Annotated in this window: 21 protein-coding genes; 14 read left to right on the top strand and 7 right to left on the bottom strand. The window is 63.1% G+C overall.

Annotated features, from left to right (window positions below; genetic code table 11):
* Window positions 1-59 precede the first annotated feature (59 nt).
* The 3 genes from rfaD to waaC are packed head-to-tail and all read left to right on the top strand — an operon-like array spanning window position 60 to window position 2,961.
* Complete coding sequence (rfaD, locus tag NKH42_RS15375; RefSeq protein ID WP_254819252.1) at window positions 60-1,010, top strand: ADP-glyceromanno-heptose 6-epimerase; 951 nt, start codon at window positions 60-62, stop codon at window positions 1,008-1,010.
* Window positions 983-1,990, top strand: coding sequence for a lipopolysaccharide heptosyltransferase II (waaF, locus tag NKH42_RS15370; protein ID WP_352751917.1), 1,008 nt, complete (start codon window positions 983-985; stop codon window positions 1,988-1,990). The genes rfaD and waaF overlap by 28 nt, the downstream gene beginning before the upstream one ends.
* Entirely contained in the window at window positions 1,987-2,961 is a 975-nt protein-coding gene (waaC, locus tag NKH42_RS15365; protein ID WP_352751916.1) for a lipopolysaccharide heptosyltransferase I, read from the top strand. Before waaF ends, waaC begins: the two co-directional genes overlap by 4 nt.
* Before the next feature lie 138 nt (window positions 2,962-3,099).
* Here waaC and greA read toward each other — a convergent pair whose 3' ends face one another.
* Window positions 3,100-3,573 (bottom strand): transcription elongation factor GreA, encoded by a 474-nt coding sequence (gene greA, locus NKH42_RS15360; RefSeq protein ID WP_023719113.1) that lies wholly within the window; start codon window positions 3,571-3,573, stop codon window positions 3,100-3,102.
* Window positions 3,574-3,889: 316 nt separating this feature from the next.
* A complete protein-coding gene (locus tag NKH42_RS15355) occupies window positions 3,890-4,429 on the bottom strand; it encodes a tetratricopeptide repeat protein (protein ID WP_352751914.1) in 540 nt (179 codons plus the stop codon).
* 235 nt (window positions 4,430-4,664) lie between these two features.
* Between NKH42_RS15355 and NKH42_RS15350 the strand changes: the two genes are divergently transcribed.
* From NKH42_RS15350 to NKH42_RS15340, 3 genes are all read left to right on the top strand, one after another.
* Window positions 4,665-5,090, top strand: a complete 426-nt coding sequence (locus NKH42_RS15350) for a DUF3775 domain-containing protein (protein ID WP_254819248.1) — start codon at window positions 4,665-4,667, stop codon at window positions 5,088-5,090.
* 76 nt (window positions 5,091-5,166) lie between these two features.
* Window positions 5,167-6,132, top strand: coding sequence for an extensin-like domain-containing protein (locus NKH42_RS31265; RefSeq protein ID WP_502899772.1), 966 nt, complete (start codon window positions 5,167-5,169; stop codon window positions 6,130-6,132).
* Window positions 6,133-6,247: 115 nt separating this feature from the next.
* On the top strand, window positions 6,248-7,087 hold the full coding sequence (locus tag NKH42_RS15340) for an extensin-like domain-containing protein (RefSeq protein ID WP_352506723.1): 840 nt from the start codon (window positions 6,248-6,250) through the stop codon (window positions 7,085-7,087).
* On the opposite strand, the gene NKH42_RS15335 is transcribed toward NKH42_RS15340, so the two are convergent.
* Complete coding sequence (locus NKH42_RS15335) at window positions 7,069-7,386, bottom strand: hypothetical protein (RefSeq protein WP_352506722.1); 318 nt, start codon at window positions 7,384-7,386, stop codon at window positions 7,069-7,071. The two genes, NKH42_RS15340 and NKH42_RS15335, sit on opposite strands and share 19 nt — an antisense overlap.
* Window positions 7,387-7,636: 250 nt before the next feature.
* On the opposite strand from NKH42_RS15335, the gene NKH42_RS15330 reads away from it, so the two are divergent.
* Window positions 7,637-8,344 carry an LssY C-terminal domain-containing protein gene (locus tag NKH42_RS15330; protein WP_352506721.1) on the top strand — a complete coding sequence of 236 codons (708 nt, stop codon included), beginning with the start codon at window positions 7,637-7,639 and terminating at the stop codon, window positions 8,342-8,344.
* 42 nt (window positions 8,345-8,386) lie between these two features.
* Here the strand turns inward: NKH42_RS15330 and NKH42_RS15325 are convergent, their stop codons facing one another.
* Window positions 8,387-9,406 carry a zinc-dependent alcohol dehydrogenase family protein gene (locus NKH42_RS15325; RefSeq protein WP_352506720.1) on the bottom strand — a complete coding sequence of 340 codons (1,020 nt, stop codon included), beginning with the start codon at window positions 9,404-9,406 and terminating at the stop codon, window positions 8,387-8,389.
* A gap of 126 nt (window positions 9,407-9,532) precedes the next feature.
* Here NKH42_RS15325 and NKH42_RS15320 point away from each other — a divergent pair, with 126 nt between their 5' ends.
* From NKH42_RS15320 to NKH42_RS15310, 3 genes are all read left to right on the top strand, one after another.
* Window positions 9,533-10,474, top strand: coding sequence for a LysR family transcriptional regulator (locus NKH42_RS15320; protein WP_352704158.1), 942 nt, complete (start codon window positions 9,533-9,535; stop codon window positions 10,472-10,474).
* Window positions 10,475-10,533: 59 nt separating this feature from the next.
* Entirely contained in the window at window positions 10,534-11,844 is a 1,311-nt protein-coding gene (locus NKH42_RS15315; RefSeq protein WP_352704156.1) for a hemolysin family protein, read from the top strand.
* A gap of 77 nt (window positions 11,845-11,921) precedes the next feature.
* Entirely contained in the window at window positions 11,922-12,659 is a 738-nt protein-coding gene (locus NKH42_RS15310) for a class I SAM-dependent DNA methyltransferase (protein WP_352477882.1), read from the top strand.
* 152 nt (window positions 12,660-12,811) lie between these two features.
* Here NKH42_RS15310 and arr read toward each other — a convergent pair whose 3' ends face one another.
* Window positions 12,812-13,219: an NAD(+)--rifampin ADP-ribosyltransferase gene (gene arr, locus NKH42_RS15305; protein ID WP_352751908.1), complete on the bottom strand. Its 408-nt coding sequence runs from the start codon at window positions 13,217-13,219 to the stop codon at window positions 12,812-12,814.
* A 190-nt stretch (window positions 13,220-13,409) separates the two neighbouring features.
* Between arr and NKH42_RS15300 the strand changes: the two genes are divergently transcribed.
* Window positions 13,410-13,703, top strand: a complete 294-nt coding sequence (locus NKH42_RS15300) for a hypothetical protein (protein WP_352704151.1) — start codon at window positions 13,410-13,412, stop codon at window positions 13,701-13,703.
* A 52-nt stretch (window positions 13,704-13,755) separates the two neighbouring features.
* Here NKH42_RS15300 and NKH42_RS15295 read toward each other — a convergent pair whose 3' ends face one another.
* Window positions 13,756-14,046, bottom strand: coding sequence for a hypothetical protein (locus tag NKH42_RS15295; protein ID WP_352506715.1), 291 nt, complete (start codon window positions 14,044-14,046; stop codon window positions 13,756-13,758).
* Between the two features lie 367 nt (window positions 14,047-14,413).
* Between NKH42_RS15295 and NKH42_RS15290 the strand changes: the two genes are divergently transcribed.
* The 3 genes from NKH42_RS15290 (at window position 14,414) to NKH42_RS15280 (ending at window position 18,019) form a co-directional block, all read left to right on the top strand.
* Window positions 14,414-16,411: an ABC transporter ATP-binding protein/permease gene (locus NKH42_RS15290; protein WP_352751904.1), complete on the top strand. Its 1,998-nt coding sequence runs from the start codon at window positions 14,414-14,416 to the stop codon at window positions 16,409-16,411.
* A 258-nt stretch (window positions 16,412-16,669) separates the two neighbouring features.
* On the top strand, window positions 16,670-17,143 hold the full coding sequence (locus NKH42_RS15285; protein ID WP_352450557.1) for a VOC family protein: 474 nt from the start codon (window positions 16,670-16,672) through the stop codon (window positions 17,141-17,143).
* An 81-nt stretch (window positions 17,144-17,224) separates the two neighbouring features.
* Window positions 17,225-18,019, top strand: coding sequence for a class I SAM-dependent methyltransferase (locus tag NKH42_RS15280; protein WP_352506713.1), 795 nt, complete (start codon window positions 17,225-17,227; stop codon window positions 18,017-18,019).
* Between the two features lie 33 nt (window positions 18,020-18,052).
* Here NKH42_RS15280 and NKH42_RS15275 read toward each other — a convergent pair whose 3' ends face one another.
* The gene (locus NKH42_RS15275; protein ID WP_352506712.1) at window positions 18,053-18,946 is read right to left on the bottom strand and encodes a transcriptional regulator GcvA; all 894 of its coding nucleotides are present in this window, start codon (window positions 18,944-18,946) and stop codon (window positions 18,053-18,055) included.
* Window positions 18,947-18,964: the final 18 nt, after the last annotated feature.

Here is an 18,964-nt window from a genome sequence, read left to right as displayed (position 1 = left end):
GCCGGCCTCCCCTATAAGGGCCGGAATCGGCAAGCAACGGCAAGTCAGGGCGTACTAATATGATCATCGTCACGGGCGGCGCCGGCATGATCGGTTCCAACATCGTCGCCGCGCTCAACGCCGACGGTTTCAGCGACATCCTCGTCGTCGACGACCTCACCGACGGCCACAAGATCGCCAATCTCGCCGACCTCGAGATCGCCGACTATCTCGACAAGGACGACTTTCTGGCGCGGATGGAGGCCGGTGATCTCGGCCGCATCGAGGCGGTTTTCCACCAGGGTGCCTGCTCGACCACCACCGAATGGAACGGCAAGTTCATGATGGAGGTCAACTACACCTATTCGAAGCACCTGCTGCACGCCTGCCTGGCCTTGCGCGTACCCTTCCTCTATGCCTCGTCCGCTTCGGTCTATGGCGGCGGCGCCGAGTTTCGCGAGGAGCCGGAATGCGAGCGGCCGCTGAACGTCTATGCCTATTCGAAAAAGCTGTTCGACGACTATGTCCGCCGCACCGTTTTCGATACCGACCATTCGCCGGTGGCGGGCCTGCGTTATTTCAACGTCTACGGTCCGCGCGAGGCGCATAAGGGCGCCATGGCCTCTGTCGCCTTCCATTTGTTCAACCAGGTCGAACGCGGCGAAAACCCCAAGCTGTTCGGCGCCTATGGCGGTTTCGGGCCCGGCGAGCAGAGCCGCGACTTCATCCATGTCGGCGATGTCGCCGACGTCAATCTGTGGCTGTGGAAACGCGGTTCCAGCGGCATCTTCAACTGCGGTACCGGCAAGGCCCAGCCGTTTCGCGCCATTGCCGAAACGGTGATCGATACGCTCGGCAAGGGCCAGATCGAATTCATCGAGTTTCCCGACCACCTCAAGGGCAGCTACCAGAGCTTTACGCAAGCTGATATGTCCCGCTTGCGCGCAGCCGGTTACAATGGCCAGTTCCGCACAGTGGAAACCGGCGTCAGAGACTATGTCGAATGGCTGAAAGCCCAACGATCCTCGTGATCGGCCCACGCTGGGTGGGCGACATGGTGATGGCGCAGTGCCTGTTCCAGGCACTGAGGGAGCTTCATCCGAACGCCGCCATCGACGTGCTGGCCCCGGCGTGGGCAGCACCGCTGGTCAAGCGCATGCCCGAAATCCGCCAGCAGATCGACCTGCCGCTGCAATCCGGCGCGTTCGAATTCCGCGTCAGAAGGCGCTTCGGCCGCCTGCTGCGCGGCCGCTACGACATGGCCTTTGTCCTGCCGGGAAGCTGGAAGTCGGCGCTGATCCCGTTCTTTGCCGGCATTCCGCGCCGTGTCGGCCATCTCAAGGAAATGCGCTACGGGCTGCTGACCGACGTCGTGCCCTTGCCCGATCGCCTGAAACGGCGCACCGCGCAGGCCTATTTCAGCCTTGCCCGCGGCGGCGCCTTCCATGCGCCGAAGCTCGCCGTCGATCAAGCCAGCCAGGCGGCACTGCTCAGCCGTTTCGGGCTGACGGCGGGGAAATTCGTGGCAGTGATGCCCGGCGCAGAATTCGGCCCGGCCAAACGCTGGCCGAGCGAACACTATGCCGGCCTTGCCCGCGAGATGATGGCGAAAGGTTTTGGCGTCGCGCTGTTCGGATCGAAGAACGACGCTGAGGTGACGGCTGAAATCGCGGCGCTGGCGCCGGGCGCCTCCGACCTTGCCGGCCAGACGCGGCTGGAGGATGCCATCGACCTGATCGCCGCCGCGAGGCTCGCCGTCTCCAACGACAGCGGGCTGATGCATGTCGCCGCCGCCGTCGGCACGCCGGTCGTCGCCGTCTACGGCTCGACCTCGCCCGACAACACGCCGCCGCTCGCCGAGCACCGCGAACTGGTCTGGCTCGGCCTGTCCTGTTCGCCCTGCCACAAAAAAATCTGCCCGCTCGGTCATCTCAACTGCCTGAAGACGTTGGAGGTCGAACGCGTCGTGGCGGCGGCGGAGCGGCTGCTGGAAATGCCGGCCGCCGCATGAAGGTGCTGATCGTCAAGACGTCGTCGATGGGCGACGTCATCCACACCTTTCCCTCAGTGGAGGACGCGCGCCGCGCCCGCCCGGATATTTCCTTCCACTGGTGCGTGGAAGAGGCCTTTGCCGGCATCGTGGCGCTGCATCCAGCCATCCAAACCATCCACAGCGTGGCGATCCGGCGCTGGCGCGGGAAGCTGCTCGAGCCCGGCACATGGCGGGAAGTGGTCGGCCTGCGCAGCGCCTTGCGCGCGTCCCGCTACGACCTCGTCCTCGATGTACAAGGCTTGCTGAAATCGGCGCTGGTGGCGCGGCTGACGGCAGCACCGATCGCCGGCTTCGACCGCTCGAGCGCCCGCGAGCCTTCGGCGAGCCTGTTTTATGGCCATCGCTACGCCGTGCCGCTCGGCCTGCATGCCATCGAGCGCACGAGACGCCTGTTCGGGCTGGCGCTCGGCTACGAGCCGGATTTTTCCCGGCTCGAATCGGGGATCGTGTCGCCAGCCGGAAAATCGACTTTTGTCGGCGAAAAGACAGTCTTCCTGCTGCACGGCACCAGCCGCGAGGACAAGAAATGGCCGGTCGCGGACTGGATCGAAATCGCCAGGCTTCTCGTGGCACGGGAGATGACCCCGGTCACCACCTGGTCGAACGACCGTGAACAGGGGGCTGCCGAAGCGATCGCCCGCGCCGTTTCGCAAACCGTGGTGGTTCCCAGATCGCCGCTTGCCGAGATCGCCGCCGTCATCGGCGGCTCGACGCTGGTCATCGGTGCCGACACCGGCCTGACCCATCTCGCCAGCGCCTTCGGCGTGCCGACGGTGGCTGTATTCCTGGCGACGGAGCCCGGCCTGACCGGCCCGCGCGGGCCGTTCGCATCGACGCTACTGGCCGCGCCTGGCCGCAGCGTCACGCCGCCGGAGGTGATGGCGGAAGCAGAGAGATTGCTGGCGCTTAAATTACAAGGCTCTGCATAGGACCTTTTCAGAATTCGCTCTGGCGAGTCGAATAGCGTAGTTTTCGAGAACCGGAGCGGAGCGTACTTAAAGTACGTGAGCACCGGAAGGGCAGAAAACCGCGCTAGTCGGCCGCCAGAGTAGAATTATCAAAAGGTTCTAAATGAATTGCACCTGGACGATCTCATAACCCCTGGCGCCGCCCGGTGCGTTGACCTCGATAGCATCGCCCACTTCCTTGCCGATCAGGGCGCGCGCGATCGGCGAGGAGATCGAGATGCGGCCGGACTTCACGTCGGCCTCCTGGTCGCCGACGATCTGGTAGGTCTTTTTCTCCTCGGTATCCTCGTCGACCAGCACCACGGTGGCACCGAACTTGACCTTGTCGCCGCTGAGCTTGGTGACGTCGATCACCTCGGCCCGCGCGATCAGGTCCTCGAGTTCGTTGACCCGGCCCTCATTGAGGCTCTGTGCCTCTTTTGCCGCGTGATATTCGGCATTTTCGGAGAGGTCGCCATGCGAGCGCGCTTCGGAAATCGCCTCGATGATACGCGGCCGCTCCTGTTGCTGGCGCCAGCGCAGTTCTTCCTTCAATGACGCGAACCCCTCGCCTGTCATCGGGACCTTGTTCATAATGCCTGACCTTTCCTGCCGCCGCCCCCGCAATCGGGAGCGACCTTGTCGATGGTACAAAAAGAAAACGGTCCGGCAGCCTCGCTAACGGAACCGTCTCACCACAATCTTTGCAAGATATAGCAATCTTCGCGGGTTTTTCACGTCCAAAAAGTCGGATTTTGAAAAATCATCCACCGATTGCGCGGCTGACCTAACGTCAAGGAGCGCATCACGTGTACCGTGATGCCAAATTCCAGTTCGGAGCAGCATGTGAGCACAGCAAAAAACCGGCTGCGATCGCCGCAGCCGGTATGAGCAGCGTCCGGAGGTCGGATCAGCTCCTCATGAAATGATCGATCTGCTCCGACAGCATGCCGTATTCGCGAGATCCCTTGCCCGTGCGCTTCTCGATTTCGCGGAGCTGCTCCTGGGCGCCGGCAAGATCGCCGATCTGCAGGTGCGCCTCGCCGAGATATTCGCGTACCAGCGTGTAGTTCGGGTCGATGCGCAGCGCTTCCTCGTAATAGCCGAGGCCGACGGTGACGCGGCCGGAATGGCGGTGCGAATAGCCGAGATAGTTGAGGATGCGTGGGTCCTGCTTGTTGGCGGCGAGGCTGAGCACGGCGATCGCCTCGTCATAGCGTCCATCCATCGCCAGCGCGCGACCGGCATCATAGATGCTGTCGTCATCCAGCATACCTTGCTTGGGCGAGACACATTTCTTCTGCTTCTTGTCCCAGGCCTCCCCCTTCTTGCACTGGCTCTGGCCGCCGCCGCCACCACCTCCCCCGCCTTCACCAGCCGAAAACGCCGGAGCCGCAATCGGCGGCAGGGCGGCAATGGCCATGGCGTAAATCAGCAATCGTCTGCGCATTACACTCTCCTTTGAACCTGACAATGCAACACTAACGCCGGGCCAAAGCCGTTTCGTCCCGGAAAATGTCATCCTATCTCAAAACCGCGATCTCTCCCAGCAAGGCCATCTTATTCCGGGAAGAGAGGGCAACATAATCATGGTTCGCGACTAACGCCCACGCGCAAGAGAACGTGACGAGCGCTGCAAATCCGCTATCATCGGGCCGACCGAGCACGAAGCAGGGAGACGGCCGGTGCAGCAACGCGTTGAACGAGACTGGGAGCTTTCGATCGGTCCCGACACCGTGCGCCTGTTCATCCTGAAGGCGAAGGCGCTCAGCGCCGCCGTCAACGAAGACTATGCCGACGGCGCCGAGCACGAGGTAGAGCTCGACGGCAACGCGCACGACAACCACCATCATGACGGCCTTGCCGAGGAAAGCTCCGAAGATCTCACCGAGGAAGAACTGCGCGAGCTGATCGACGATCTCAATGTCGACGAAGCGGCCGAACTGATTGCGTTGGCCTGGGTTGGCCGCGGGGACTATGACGCGACGGAATGGACGGACGCGCTGACCGCCGCCCGCGAGCGCGCCAACAAGCGCACGGCAAAATATCTACTCGGCATGCCGCTGCTGGCGGACTGGCTCGAGGAGGGGCTGGAAGCGATCGGCGCGTAACAGCGCGGTTACCGATTGTGATCGCCAGCCCCCCTCGCCCAAGGCAACTTCGCTGCATTCTGGCCGTTGCGATACAATGGCGGCGTTTGGCTTTTTCAGATTGGGCAGATTGCTGCTGGCCGTTGCGGCTACGCCGCTGGCGGGACCCGTTTCAGCCAAGGCGCCCGAGCTGCCGCCAACCGCACCGGTTCCGCAACTCAACCAGCAAGTCACTCCGCCAGCACCAACCGAGATCCCGGTCCCCGAACCACGCCCCGCTCCGGAGGCTGAGCGGCCCAAAAACGGTCAGCCTCAAAACGATCAGCCCCAAAATGGCCAGTCCAGGACCGAGCAGCCGAGACCGCCGGCGATCGCACCACAGCCGCCTGAAAAGCCGGCGCAGGCCGAGCCGCCGGCAAACTCATCGGTCGCGCCACGAAACCCGGCCGAGGCAGACAAAAAGACGGAGCAAGAAATCCTTCCCGATCCTCGATCGGTCGCCATTGCCGAGAAAGAAATGCCGGCCGAGGAATTGGCCTGCCGCAGGCGGCTGAAATCGATGGGCGTCGATTTCGTGGAGCGCAAGCCCGAGCGCGATGCGGCGGTCGGTTGCTCGATCCCCTACCCGATCGTGCTGAAGACGCTCGGCAAATCCATCGCCATCGGTCCGGAGCCCGAGCTGAATTGCCAGATGGCCGAGGCCGCCGCACGCTTTGCTGCTTCGGTCATCCAGCCTGCTGCAAAGGCGGAGTTTGGCGAGGACCTCAAATCGATTGGCCAGGCCTCCGCCTTCGTCTGCCGGTCGCGCAATGGTGGCGGCAAATTGTCGGAGCACGCCTTCGGCAATGCGCTCGATATCGCCAGCTTCAAGCTTTCGGACGGGAAGGAGATCGATGTCGGCCCGGCGCCGCCGGAAAAGGACGCGAAATTCCTGGACGCAGTGCGCAAGGCAGCCTGCGGGCCGTTCAAGACCGTGCTTGGCCCCGGCAGCGATGCCGATCATTCGCAGCATCTCCATTTCGATCTCGAACCGCGCCGCAATGGCGGCACGTTTTGCCAATGACGCCGGCCGCGATGATGGGCGCCGCAATTTGGCCGCAGACGTGAACGGCGCCGCTGATTTTTCCTTTACTCTTCAGGTTTAGAGTCTGTGCCATCTGGGGACAGGAACCCTTCCGATGGCCGGGCTAATTCGCGCTGCGCTTGTCGCTGCGCGGCACACAGGACGCGCGCGCATGGCCGGCAGGCTTGCCGTCGTGATTGCCATTGCGGCGGTCTCCGCCTGCAACACCGGCAGCGTGCTGTCGCTGCAGCCGGCCGTCGACGTCGGGAGCCAGACCGCTGCCGTTCCGCCCTATTCCGGCCAGCAAGATTCCGGCCCAGAATATTCCGGCATGCAGCGCCTCGTCCCATCCAACCCCTATATGACGGCCGCCTATCCGCGCATGGACAATCCGATGTCGCCGGCCGAACAGATGCCGGCCGCAGAGATCGATTGCCGCAAGGAGCTGAAACGCCTCGGCGTCGTCTACACCGACGTCGCGCCGATCCATGAAGGCCAATGCGGCATCGATTATCCGGTCAGGGTCTCGGCCATCGGCAGCGTCGCGATGAAGCCGGCCGCGACGCTGACCTGCGACATGGCCGCCAGCTTTGCCGGCTGGACCAGGAATGAACTCGTCCCGTCGGCCCGCTGGCGCTATTTTTCAGGCGTCAAGACCATCCACCAGGGCTCGAGCTATTCCTGCCGCAGGATCGCCGGCGAAGGTGTTTTGTCGGAACACGGCAAGGGCAATGCGCTCGACGTGATGAGCATCGAGCTTAACAATGGCGACGACATCGACGTCCGCAAGCCCGGCCTGTTCGCCTTCCGCACGCGCGGCTTCCTCAACAATGTGCGGGCCGACGGCTGCCAGTATTTCACCACCGTGCTCGGCCCCGGCTACAATTACGACCACCGCAACCATTTCCATTTCGACATCAAGAATCGCAAGAACGGCTACCGCGCCTGCCGCTGACCGTTCCGGTTTTCAGATGAAATGCGACAAGTTATTTCGTGCAACAGCGCCTGGATCAGCCGCGTTGTGTGCCGCCGGTGGAAGCCATGCTGCGCCACCAGGTCCTGGACGTGCCACAAGTTTCTGTCGCGGATTCCGCTTTCCTCGAGCATGCTGACGGTGCGGAACAGATACTGCGCGGACGAACCCCAATGTCCGGCTGCCCGCGCCAGCGTCTGCGTCCAGATCAGCGAGCCGTAGGCAAAGACCCAGAGCGCTTTGGCGCCGGTATTCCAGAAGCAGCTGCTCGACAAGATCATCGAACTCCGCGTCGCTATGCTCGGTCGTCCCCGGCTCGGGGCCGGGATCCGGCTCGACCCGTTCGACCAGCGCGATAAGGTCGGCGGTCAACGCCATGGCAGTGCCGCGCGCCGGTTTACCCTCCATCACGCCCTCATTCGTGCTAGCCGGTTCTACGCCATTTCATGCTAAAATATGAGGATAGACCGGCTGCGCGCCGCTTGCCAAGGATTTCGACGGCCCGACGGGCCTGCCAGTTCGAGCCAATGCATGAGCCAACGAAGCCTTCGACGACGTGCAACGACCTGGCTGGTGGCATGCTGTGCCGCTTATCTTTCGCTCGCCTATTTCGCCGCGCCTGAGTTCTGGACGTTACGGGACCGCAATTTTCGCAATCAGCAATTCGAGATGGTGACGCACACGCCGCAAGGCATTCCGGGCGATCCGATCAATGTCGGCCTTGTCGGCACCAAGAAGGAGCTTGTCCATGCTTTTGCCGTCGCCGGCTGGGATACGGCAGACGCGGTCTCGCTGAAGACGGCGATCGAGATCGGCGAAAGCGTGCTGTTTGACCGCCCCTATCCCGACGCGCCGGTCAGCCGGCTGCTGTTCGAAGGCCGCGCCCAGGACCTAGCCTTCGAAAAGCCGGTCGGCGACAGCGCCGACCGGCGCCACCACGTCCGCTTCTGGCAGACCGCTGCGACCGGAGACGACGGCCGGCCGCTTTGGCTTGGCTCGGCAAGCTTTGACCGCGGCGTCGGCCTCAGCCATGACACCGGCGCGATCACTCATCACATCGGCCCCGACATCGACGCCGAGCGCGATGGGCTGATGCGCGACCTGTCCGCCGCCGGCATGCTGATCTCGACCAGCGACATACCAGGGGTCGGCGCCACAAAGACCGGGCGCAACGGCGAAGGCGATCCCTATTTCACCGACGGCAAGGCCATCATCGGCGTACTGCTGCAACTGCCGTAGGCGCGCAATCGGCCCGTCTGACAGCCATTTCGCCCGATGGGCTCAGGGGACGGTGATCACGATCTTGCCGAACGGTCCGGTCTCCAGACGCTCGAATGCCTGCGGCACCTCGTCGAAGCCAAACACCCTGTCGATCACCGGCCTGATCGCGAGCGTCTCGATCGCCTGGTTCATTCGTTCGAAGGCGCGGCGGTGGCCGATCGATATGCCCTGCACGACGATCCGGTTGCGCAGGAACGGAATGATCGGGAAACTGAGCTCCATGCTGCCGAGAAGGCCGATGAGCGACAGCCTGCCGTCGGCGCCCAGCGCATTGAGCGAGCGCCGCGCATTGTCGCCGCCGACCATCTCCAGCACGTGCCTGACGCCGGCGCCGTCTGTCAGCTCGCGGGCGACCTCGTCCCATGCCGGATGGCTGCGATAATTGATCCCCTTCCAGGCGCCGAGCGCTTCTGCCCGCTCGAGCTTCTCGTCGCTGCTCGAGGTGACGATGGCGCGCAGGCCGAAAGCGGCGGCGAACTGCAGCGCAAACAGCGACACGCCGCCGGTGCCTTGGATGAGAACGGTCTCACCCGGGATAGGCTTGGCCGCCTCGACCAGCGCGAACCACGCCGTCAGCGCCGCGATCGGCAGCGTCGATGCCTCGACATCGCTGAGCGACGGCGGCGCCGCCACGGCGGCATCCTCGTGAAAGAGCACATGCTCGGACAGCATGCCGGGCAGTGACGAACCAAGCGTATGCTTGTGCAGCACCGGCGGGGCGTTGCCGTCCGGCCAGTCGGCGATCACCTGACCGAGCACGCGCTGCCCGATGCCGAAGCGGCTGACTTCGCTGCCGGTGGCGACAACTTCGCCAACCGCGTCCGATGTCGGCACGAACGGCAAGCTGAGGTCCGGTATCAGCACGCCATCGACGATCATCCTGTCCTTGTAATTCAGCGATACCGCTGTGACGCGTACCAGAAGATCATGCGGCCCGGGTCGGGGCAGCTTTCCCTCGGCCGGTTTCAAACTGGACAGGCCGAAACCGGTCATCTGCCAGGATCTGTTTTGGGTGCTCATTTGGTTCGCGCTCCGTGGTTGATGGTGCGCGAGACATTTATGCCGTTTCACTATGGAGAAAAGTGCTTCCATGTGGCATGTTATGCAACAGATTAAGGAGCAAAACTCTACAATAGGAGCGCTTCATTGGAATCGGCCGATTTGCAAGGCATCGTCGCATTCGTTCACGCGGTGGAGGCCGGCAGCTTCACCGGCGCCGGCGCGCGGCTGCATGTCACGAAATCGGCGGTCGGCAAGTCGATCGCGCAGCTGGAACAGCGATTGGGCGTTCGCCTGCTCAACCGCACCACCCGCAGCCTGAGCCCGACCAGTGAGGGCCTGAGCTATTACGAAGCCTGCGTCAGGGCACTGGCCGAGATCGAAGCCGCGCAGTCACTGCTGGCTTCGCGCAAGCAGGTGCCTTCCGGGCGGCTGCGCGTCGACCTGCCTTTGGCCTTCGGCCGGCGGTGCGTCGCCCCGGTTCTGTTCGACATTTCCAAAAAATTCCCGGACCTGACGATGGAAATCTCGTTCAACGACCGGCGCGTCGACCTGATCGAGGAAGGCATCGACCTGGCGGTGCGTATGGGCGACCTCGACGACAGCTTGTCGATCGCCGCGCGCCGCATCTATGCCCAACGTTCGGCCATCTGCGCCGCCCCCGCCTATCTCGACGCCCATGGCAGGCCGCTATCGATCGAGGACCTGGCCAGGCACAGCCTCATCGGCTACGGCCGCGACGGCACGGTCCACCCCTGGACCGTCAGGCATGTCGACGGCCGTCTCGAAAAATTCGCGCCCAAGGCGCGGCTGGTGCTCGGCCACGGCGAACCGATGCTCGATGCGGTACTGGCCGGCTGCGGCATCGTCTATCTGCCGACATGGCTGACGGCCGACAGCATCAGGCGCGGCGAGCTCGAAATGGTTCTGTCGGACTGTCTTGTCGAAAACACCGTGGTGCATGCCATCTGGCCGGTAACACGCAATCTCGCGCCAAAGGTGCGCGTCGTCGTCGACGCCCTGATCGAGCATTTTTCCGCGCCGCCCTGGGATGCGGCATGGATGCCGCCTGATTGCCCGGCTCGCTAAATTTAAAAAGCGCGACCGTCCTATTTTCGAAAACCGCGCGGCAATGCTATGGACCCGGCATGCTTTATGCTGAAATTGCCATCGTGGTCGTCCTCATCTGCGTGAACGGCCTTCTGTCGATGTCCGAACTCGCCATCGTCTCGTCGCGGCCGGCGCGCCTCAAGACGATGATCGACCGCAACGTCAAGGGCGCCGGCCGGGCCCTGGCGCTCGGCGCCAATCCGGGAAAATTCCTGTCCTCGGTGCAGATCGGCATCACTTTGGTCGGCGTCTTGTCCGGTGCCTTTTCCGGCGCCACGCTCGGCGAGCGGCTGGCCACCTCCCTGGCGTCGGCCGGCATCCGCGAAAGCCTCGCCGATCCGCTCGGCGTCGGCATCGTCGTCGCCCTCATCACCTATGGCTCGCTGATCATCGGCGAACTGGTGCCCAAGCAGATCGCATTGCGCGACCCCGAACGGGTAGCCGTCAGGGTCGCCCCGGCAATGACCATCCTCGCCAGCGTCTCGGCGCCGCTGGTCTTCCTGCTCGATTTTTCCGGCCGCGCCCTCCTGTGGCTGCTTGGCCAGCGCGGCCAGAGCGAGGACAAGGTCACCGACGAGGAGATCAAGATGCTGGTCGCCGAAGCCGAGCACCACGGCACCATCGAATCCGACGAACGGCGGATGATCGCCGGCGTCATGCGGCTCGGCGACCGTGCCGTGCGCGCGGTGATGACGCCGCGCACCGAGGTCGACTGGATCAATCTGCAATCCGACGAGGCGGCCATCAGGAAGCTGCTGATGGACACCCAGCATTCGCGCCTGCCGGCCGGCGACGGCGGCGTCGACGCCATGATCGGCGTCGTCCAGACCCGCGACGTGCTGGCCGCAATGCTCGGCGGCCGCGCTCTCGACCCGCGCCGGCACGTGCGCGCCGCGCCAATCGTGCATGACCAGGCCGACGCGCTGGACGTGCTTGCGACGCTGAAGGAATCGGACGTGCCGATGGCGCTGGTGCATGACGAATACGGCCATTTCGAAGGCATCGTCACCCCGGCCGACATTCTGGAAGCGATCACCGGCGTCTTCCGTTCCGACCTCGACGCCGGCGACGAGGAAAACGCCGTCAAGCGCGAGGACGGCTCATGGCTGCTCGCCGGCTATATGCAGGCCGACGAGATGGCGGAGGTCCTCGGCATCGACCTGCCCGAGAACCGCGACTACGAAACCGTCGCCGGCTATGTGCTGTCGCATTTGCACCATCTGCCGGCGACCGGCGAATGTGTCGACGCGCAAGGCTGGCGCTTCGAGGTCGTCGACCTCGACGGCCGCCGCATCGACAAGCTCATCGCCACCCGCCTGCCCGGCCGCCACCGCGAGGTCGTGCGGTAACGATCGACGCGACTTATGGGCTATATGCTCGCGGCGACACCGCTCGCACAGTCAAAGTTGATTGGGGATATCGCCTTATGGTCGACCAGTTTTTCGCCGACCCGTATCTCGCTGCCGTCTATGATGCCTGGCACCCGAGATCTGCGCGCGACGACTATGATTTCTACCTGCCCCGCATTCTAACAGCAAACGCGGTGCTTGATGTCGGATGTGGAACGGGCACCCTCCTTCACGAGGCACGCCTGGCCGGACATTCAGGGCGGCTCTGCGGCATCGACCCAGCACCCGGCGTGTTGAATCGGGCACGAACGCGCACGGATATCGAATGGGTCCTCGGCGATCTCCAATCGGCCGGCTGGACAGCCGAGTTTGATCTCATTGTGATGACGGGGCACGCATTCCAGGCCCTTGTCAGCGACGAAGATCTGGGGGATTTCATGGCGGCTGCGCGACACGCCCTTGTGCCAGGCGGATGCTTCGCGTTCGAAACGCGGAACCCTTCGGTGCGGGCGTGGGAGCACTGGACACCCGAAAATGCTGTCGTCGTTGAGCTGCCTGACGGGTCTCTGGTGCAGATCACAACAGAGGTGATCATGCCGTTCGATGGCCAGACCGTGACATTCACCCACAGGTTCGGCGGAAAGCATCCGAGCCTTCCGAAAGTTAGTCGCAGCACCTTGCGATTCCTCGACATGGACGCCCTATCGAGCCTGCTGGGGAACGCGGGTCTACGGATCGAACGGCAATTCGGCGGCTTTGACGGCAGCCCAGTTGGCCCTTCGAGCTCCGAGATCATCACGTTCGCGACGAGATGAAAGGAAGCATCCGCTCTCCAGCCCCTGCAAGCAACGACAACTCACGGACCCATTGCGGACGTGGAGCCGTATTTCGCGGCGGCTGCGACGCAGAAATGAGACTGCCGCCGACCGTCAGCCAGGTCAAGCTTGGCAATCGCAGGACTTCGCGATCAATCGATCGCCTCGATGCCTTGCGCCTTCAGCCGTTCGATATGGTCCTTCATCTCTTTCAGCCGCTCGGGCGAGTGGCCCCGCCACTCGGTGACCTCGCTCGTGATCCTGAGCGGCTGGCGGGAGCGATAGGACTGCGTCGGATTGCCGGGAAATTTCTTGTCCGTAAGGTTGGGGTCGTCCGTGATCGGGCCGGTTGGTTCCACGATGTAGATCCTTTCGCGTCCGTCACCGGCGGCCAGTTCTGCACCCCAGATAGCGGCATCCAGAGTGCCGGTTAGATAGACCCAGGCTGCCTGCTTTCGCGCCCCGTAATTGGAGCTGTAACCGGCTTCGATCAGGTCTCCCGGTTTAAGGTCGGCCCGGGTGCCGTGGTAGAATTGGCGCGGCTTGTCGGGGGCTGTCATCGGCTCATCCTCGCTGTCTCAGGCGTCATGGTGTTGTGGTGCGCACTATTTCATGCACGTCATCGAATCAACCGTCTGGCCGTTCGGTTATCGGACGTCCCCCCATTCCGGTCGTCCCGCCCAAAGCACGCTTCCGGTCGGCTGCCGGTGCGGGTATTATCGGCGCCCTGAACGTCGCTATGGTGGAAAAATGGATCTGCAAACCTTCAGGGATTCGATTGCAAAACCACAGCCGCCAGCCGGCTTGAGCCCTGCCCTGCAGGCGTTGTGGTGGGATGCAAAGGGCGATTGGACTAAGGCGCACGAGTGCGCGCAGCAGCGCGACAATACGGCGGGCATGCACGTGCATGCCTATCTCCACCGCAAGGAAGGCGACCAGTCGAATGCGGAATATTGGTATCGCCGCAGCAACGCGGCGCCGTCGACCTTAACGCTTGACGAGGAATGGCAAGAGTTGGCACGTACACTTTTGCAGCAAAGCTGACGCTTGCTCAGTCATCGTAAAATGGCCGGTCCTGCATCCACTCTCCGGGGTTTCAGCTGGCGCCCTGTGGCTTGTCCCTGCCGTTCCATTCCGCATTGCGCGCCTGCGCCTCTTCGGCGATCAGCTTGAACTCCCGCATCTTCGTAGCTTCGATGGCAAATGCGCGGCTTGGCAGGACGCCAGGGTCCTCCTGACTGTTCTGAAACTGAAAACGGGCCTCCAGTTCGGCCCATATTCGCTCGGGTGCCGTATCCTTGCTGGCAAGCAGCGCAACGACCAGCGCCAGAGTCTCGCGCTGGGCGTTCAGCCGCCCTTCGATCTCTTCATTCGGCAATTCGGACATGCGGGTCGCTTCCGGTTTCTGGCTCAACGGCAAAATCGCACCCTTGTTCCGGAATTCGGGGCTGGCGCGGTCCGGCTGGGCAGCAAATGCTCGCAATCGCAATCGAGATGATCTCTCCTCCTCGATCCTGTTGACTCGGGCCGATGGCACTTTTCGCGCCGCTTGCGTCCAGCCTCTTCGAATGCAGCATGCGGACAAATCTTGAGAGCCTGAGCGAATTCTGCCCCGCAACGATCAAAGCCTGTCATCGAGAACGACCATAGGCTGCTGCGAGCACCGGAACAGCTGCGAAGCCTTGGCGTTGTTGGCATCTCGGATCTCGAGCGGACGCTATGAAACCTTCTGATTTTTAAGCCGTTATCGCCGGATGCCCGAGGCTAAATTTAAGCTGAAATCGGTTGACGGCGCCCGAACGCGCGATGCCGAGAAGTCGCGCCGCGAGAAACAATCGACTGTCGAAGTCGCGTCAGAGGTCGTCGGCCAGCCCGCGCCGCCGCCGGATGTCACCGAACCCGATCCTGAGCTGACACCTGAAGAGGCAGAGCGGGCGCGCAAGAGATACCTGCTTAAGCGCTTCTGGATCAGCGCGAGCGGTTACTGGAGCGGCAGTGGCGACAGGGTCGCCTGGCCGTTGACGATCGGGCTGTTGGTCCTGATCGTCGCCAATGTCGGCTTCCAGTATGGGATCAATGTCTGGAATCGCGCAATTTTCGACGCCATTGAGCAACGCAATGCCCACACCGTATATTGGCTGAGCGCCGTATTCCTGCCACTCGTGATCGGAAGCGCCAGCCTTGTGGTGGCACAAGTCTTCTTTCGCATGAGGATACAGCGCCGCTGGCGGTCCTGGCTCACCACCGCGGTCATCGCGCGCTGGCTGGCAAGCGGCCGCTACTATCAGCTGAACCTCGTCGGCGGCGATCATAGCAACCCCGAAGCCCGCATCGCCGAGGATTTGCGGATTGCCACCGAATCGCCCGTCGATTTCATCGCCGGTGTCATCGTCGCATTTCTGTCGGCCTCGACCTTCATCGTGGTGCTCTGGACGATCGGCGGCGCCCTGACCCTGACGATTGCAGGTTCGACCGTCACCATTCCCGGCTTCCTGGTCATCACCGCAGTGCTCTATTCCGCGATCACGTCCACTTCGATGGCGGTCATTGGCCGCCATTTCGTCCACCTCTCCGAGGAAAAAAATCAGGCGGAAGCCGAGTTCCGCTACACGCTGACGCGCGTGCGGGAAAACGGCGAGAGCATCGCATTGCTCGGCGGCGAGGAGGAGGAGCGCAGCGGCATGGACAAGACATTTGCCCATGTGCTCAGGCAATGGGCGCTCCTTGCAGGCCAGCACATGCGCACGGCACTGGTGTCTCAGGGGTCGAGCCTGTTTGCGCCTGTCGTGCCGGTCTTGCTTTGCGCTCCAAAGTTCCTCGAAGGCAGCATGACACTTGGACAGGTCATGCAGGCTGCCTCGGCCTTTGCCATCGTGCAGGGCGCGTTCGGATGGCTGGTCGACAACTATCCCCGTCTCGCCGATTGGAACGCCTGTGCACGGCGCATCGCCTCGCTGATGATGTCGCTCGACGGGCTCGAGCGGGCGGAACAGAGCAACACGCTGGGACGCATAAAGCGCGGCGAGACCGGCGGCGATGCGATGCTCAGCCTGAACAATCTCTCCGTGTCGCTCGACGACGGCACCGCCGTGGTCAAGGAAACCGAGGTCGTGATCGAACCAGGCGAGCGGGTGCTCGTCGCCGGCGAATCCGGCTCGGGCAAGAGTACGCTGGTGCGGGCCGTCGCGGGTCTGTGGCCATGGGGTAGCGGCAGCGTCAACATCCGCGCCGACAGACGGTTGTTCATGTTGCCGCAACGGCCCTACATCCCGACCGGGACGCTTCGCCGCGCTGTCGCCTATCCAGGCGCCGCCGACAACTGGACGCTGGATAAGATCAAGGCTGCCCTCGACAAGGTGGGGCTCGACTACCTCAACGACCGGATCGAGGAGGACGCGCCATGGGACCAGACCTTGTCGGGTGGCGAAAAGCAGCGCCTCGCCTTTGCGCGTCTTCTGCTGCACCGCCCCGATATCATCGTGCTGGACGAGGCAACGTCGGCACTCGATGAGAAGAGCCAGGACAAGATGATGGAGATGATTATTCGCGAATTGCCGAAGGTCACCATCATAAGCGTAGCGCACCGCGCCGAGCTGGAGGCCTTCCACAGCCGCAAGATCACATTGGAGCGGCACAAGGGCGGCGCAAAACTTGTCAGCGATATCGAACTCGTCCCGCGCAAGGACAGACGGAACTTGCTCATGCGCCTTCTGAGGCAACGGCGCGCCAACGGAAAGCCAGCGCGACCTTGAGCAAAGCGGCGCTGCCCTACGCAAAGAGTGAGGCCGCCGGTCGGACCAGGCGGACCATCGCCGGTTCGAGTCACTGCCCGCATCTGGTCCTGAAAGCACCAGCCGTGGTACCTTGATTCCGGGCAGCTGCTGCTGCCGGAACGTCGATGGCACGAGCGCATTTCCATGTCCGGTGCAACGCCGAGGCCAGCTGTGAAAAACCCGGGTTGATTTCAAAAGCCCCGATTGATTTCGAAAGCAAAGGGACCAGCAATGACAATCGCCAAGAACACGATCTGCCTTTGGTACGACAAGGACGCCGAGGCTGCGGCCCGCTTCTATTCCGAGATTTTTCCCGACAGTTCGGTGAAATCCGTCCACCGCGCTCCCAGCGACTACCCGTCCGGCAAGGCAGGCGACGTGCTGACGGTCGAGTTCACGGTCGCCGGCATCCCCTGTCTCGGCCTCAATGGCGGGCCCGCGTTTAAGCACAACGAAGCCTTCTCCTTCCAGATCGCCACCGACGATCAGCAGGAGACCGACCGCTATTGGAACGCCATCGTCGGCAATGGCGGCCAGGAAAGTGCCTGCGGCTGGTGCAAGGACAAATGGGGCATCTCCTGGCAAATCACGCCGCGCGTGCTGACCGAAGCGATGGCCGCCGGCGGCGATGAAGCAAAGCGCGCATTCGAAGCGATGATGGAGATGAAAAAGATCGACGTTGCAGCGATCGAGGCGGCGCGGCGCGGCTGACAGTTCGGGGTTAGCCCGACGCGAAAAGATCAGGGCAGAGCGGCCGGAAATGCTGCCGGCCCACCTCCAGACAGGCGTGCGATGGTGTTGAACTGCGCTGAGTTTTACGACGCCGAACTGCGGCGGCACAACGAGGTATTCAGGGCTGCGGTCAAGGCGGGAACGCGCGATTGCGTGCTCGATATCGGATGCGGTTCGGGACAATCCTCTCGTGATGCCGCCCGTGTCGCGGTGGAAGGGAGCGTGCTCGGCGTGGATGTATCGGCGCAGATGCTCGAGATCGCCCGGAGCCGTAGCGCCGAAGAAGGATTGCGAAACGTCGCCTTTGAGCGCGGCGATGCGCAATTGCTGGTATTTCCGCCTGCCGGCTTCGATCTGTGCATCAGTCGATTTGGCGTGATGTTCTTTGCCGATCCGGCGGCGGCGTTCGCCAATATCGGCCGGGCGATGCGACCAGGGGCACGTCTTGTGTGGATGGTATGGCAATGCCAGGACCGTAATGAGTGGGCAACTGCCATTCAGGGGGCAATTGCGCCGGGGACCGCCATATCGGCGGGCGCCGCCACCCCGTTTTCGCTTGGCGACCCCGCCATCACCGCGGAGATCTTGCGTGCATCCGGTTTTGTTTCGGTCGACTTTGCCGAAGTGCGTGAGCCGGTCTTCTACGGCCAGGACGTCGATGCGGCCTATGACGCTTTGCTTGGCCTGCAACTGGTCAAGGATCCGCTCGCCCGCGCGGATGTGGATGTCGACGCGGCGCTACGGCGGTTGCGCGATCTGCTCGACGCGCACTTGACCGCGGACGGTGTGCTTTTCGACTCGCGCGCCTGGATCATCACCGCAGTTCGGGCGAGCCGACAGTCACCGGGCGATTGACCCGTAGACGATCCTGTTCTCTCGGCCTTCCTGTCAGTCCATTTGCGGCGTGACTTCTGAAAGCAGCCAATCCCTGAAAGCCTTGACCTTGCGCTGACGGATCGCCTCCGGCGGGTAGACGAGATAGAAGCTGGAAGGGGATTTCAGGGCGTGGCCGAAGGGGCGGACAAGCCGCCCGGCGGCGAGGTCGGCCGCAACGAGCATGGTCCGACCCAGCACCACCCCCTCGCCTTGTGCAGCCGACTCCATGGCAAAGGTGGCAGAGTCGAAGGTAATCCCGCTCTGCGGGTCCACGCCCTCGACCCCGGCGCTCGCCAGCCAGGTCGCCCAGTCGATCGGAAAGCTGTCACGGATCAGCGTGTGGTGTCTGAGGTCCTGAGGCGTGCGCAGCGGATGCGCACCCTCAAGAAGCTTTGGGCTGCACACTGGAAACACCTCCTCGCCGGTGAGGAACTCCGACGTGAGCCCCGGATAGTTTCCGCTGCCATAACGGACGGCGACATCGATGCCGTCGCCGAGGAAGTTGGTCAGCTTCCCGCTCGTCGAAACCCGTACATCGATGTCGCCATGCGCACGGTGAAAGCGGTAGAGGCGTGGCACCAGCCATCTCCCCGCGAAGCCATCGGAGGTGCTGACGTTCAGTGTCGAGCTCGAATAGCGGGCCGTTGCCGCAGCAGTGGCGGCGGCCAACTGGTCGAGCACCTCGCGCACCGCCCGCGCATAGGGCTCGCCGACGGCGGTCAGGCTCACCGAACGCGTACCGCGCTCGAACAACTGCACACCGAGCTGATCCTCAAGGTTCTTGATCGCCCGGCTGATCGCACCGTGGGTGACATGAAGTTCCTCTGCCGCCTTGGAGAAACTCAACAGGCGCGCCGCCGCTTCGAAGCTCGGCAAGGTGGTGAGGGGAGGCAGCTTCCGGGGCATGGATCGATACCTATATGT

Origin of the sequence: Mesorhizobium sp. M1142 (assembly GCF_040318565.1) — a bacterium.
Lineage (GTDB): Bacteria > Pseudomonadota > Alphaproteobacteria > Rhizobiales > Rhizobiaceae > Mesorhizobium.
This window is presented reverse-complemented; position numbering and strand designations above follow the sequence as displayed.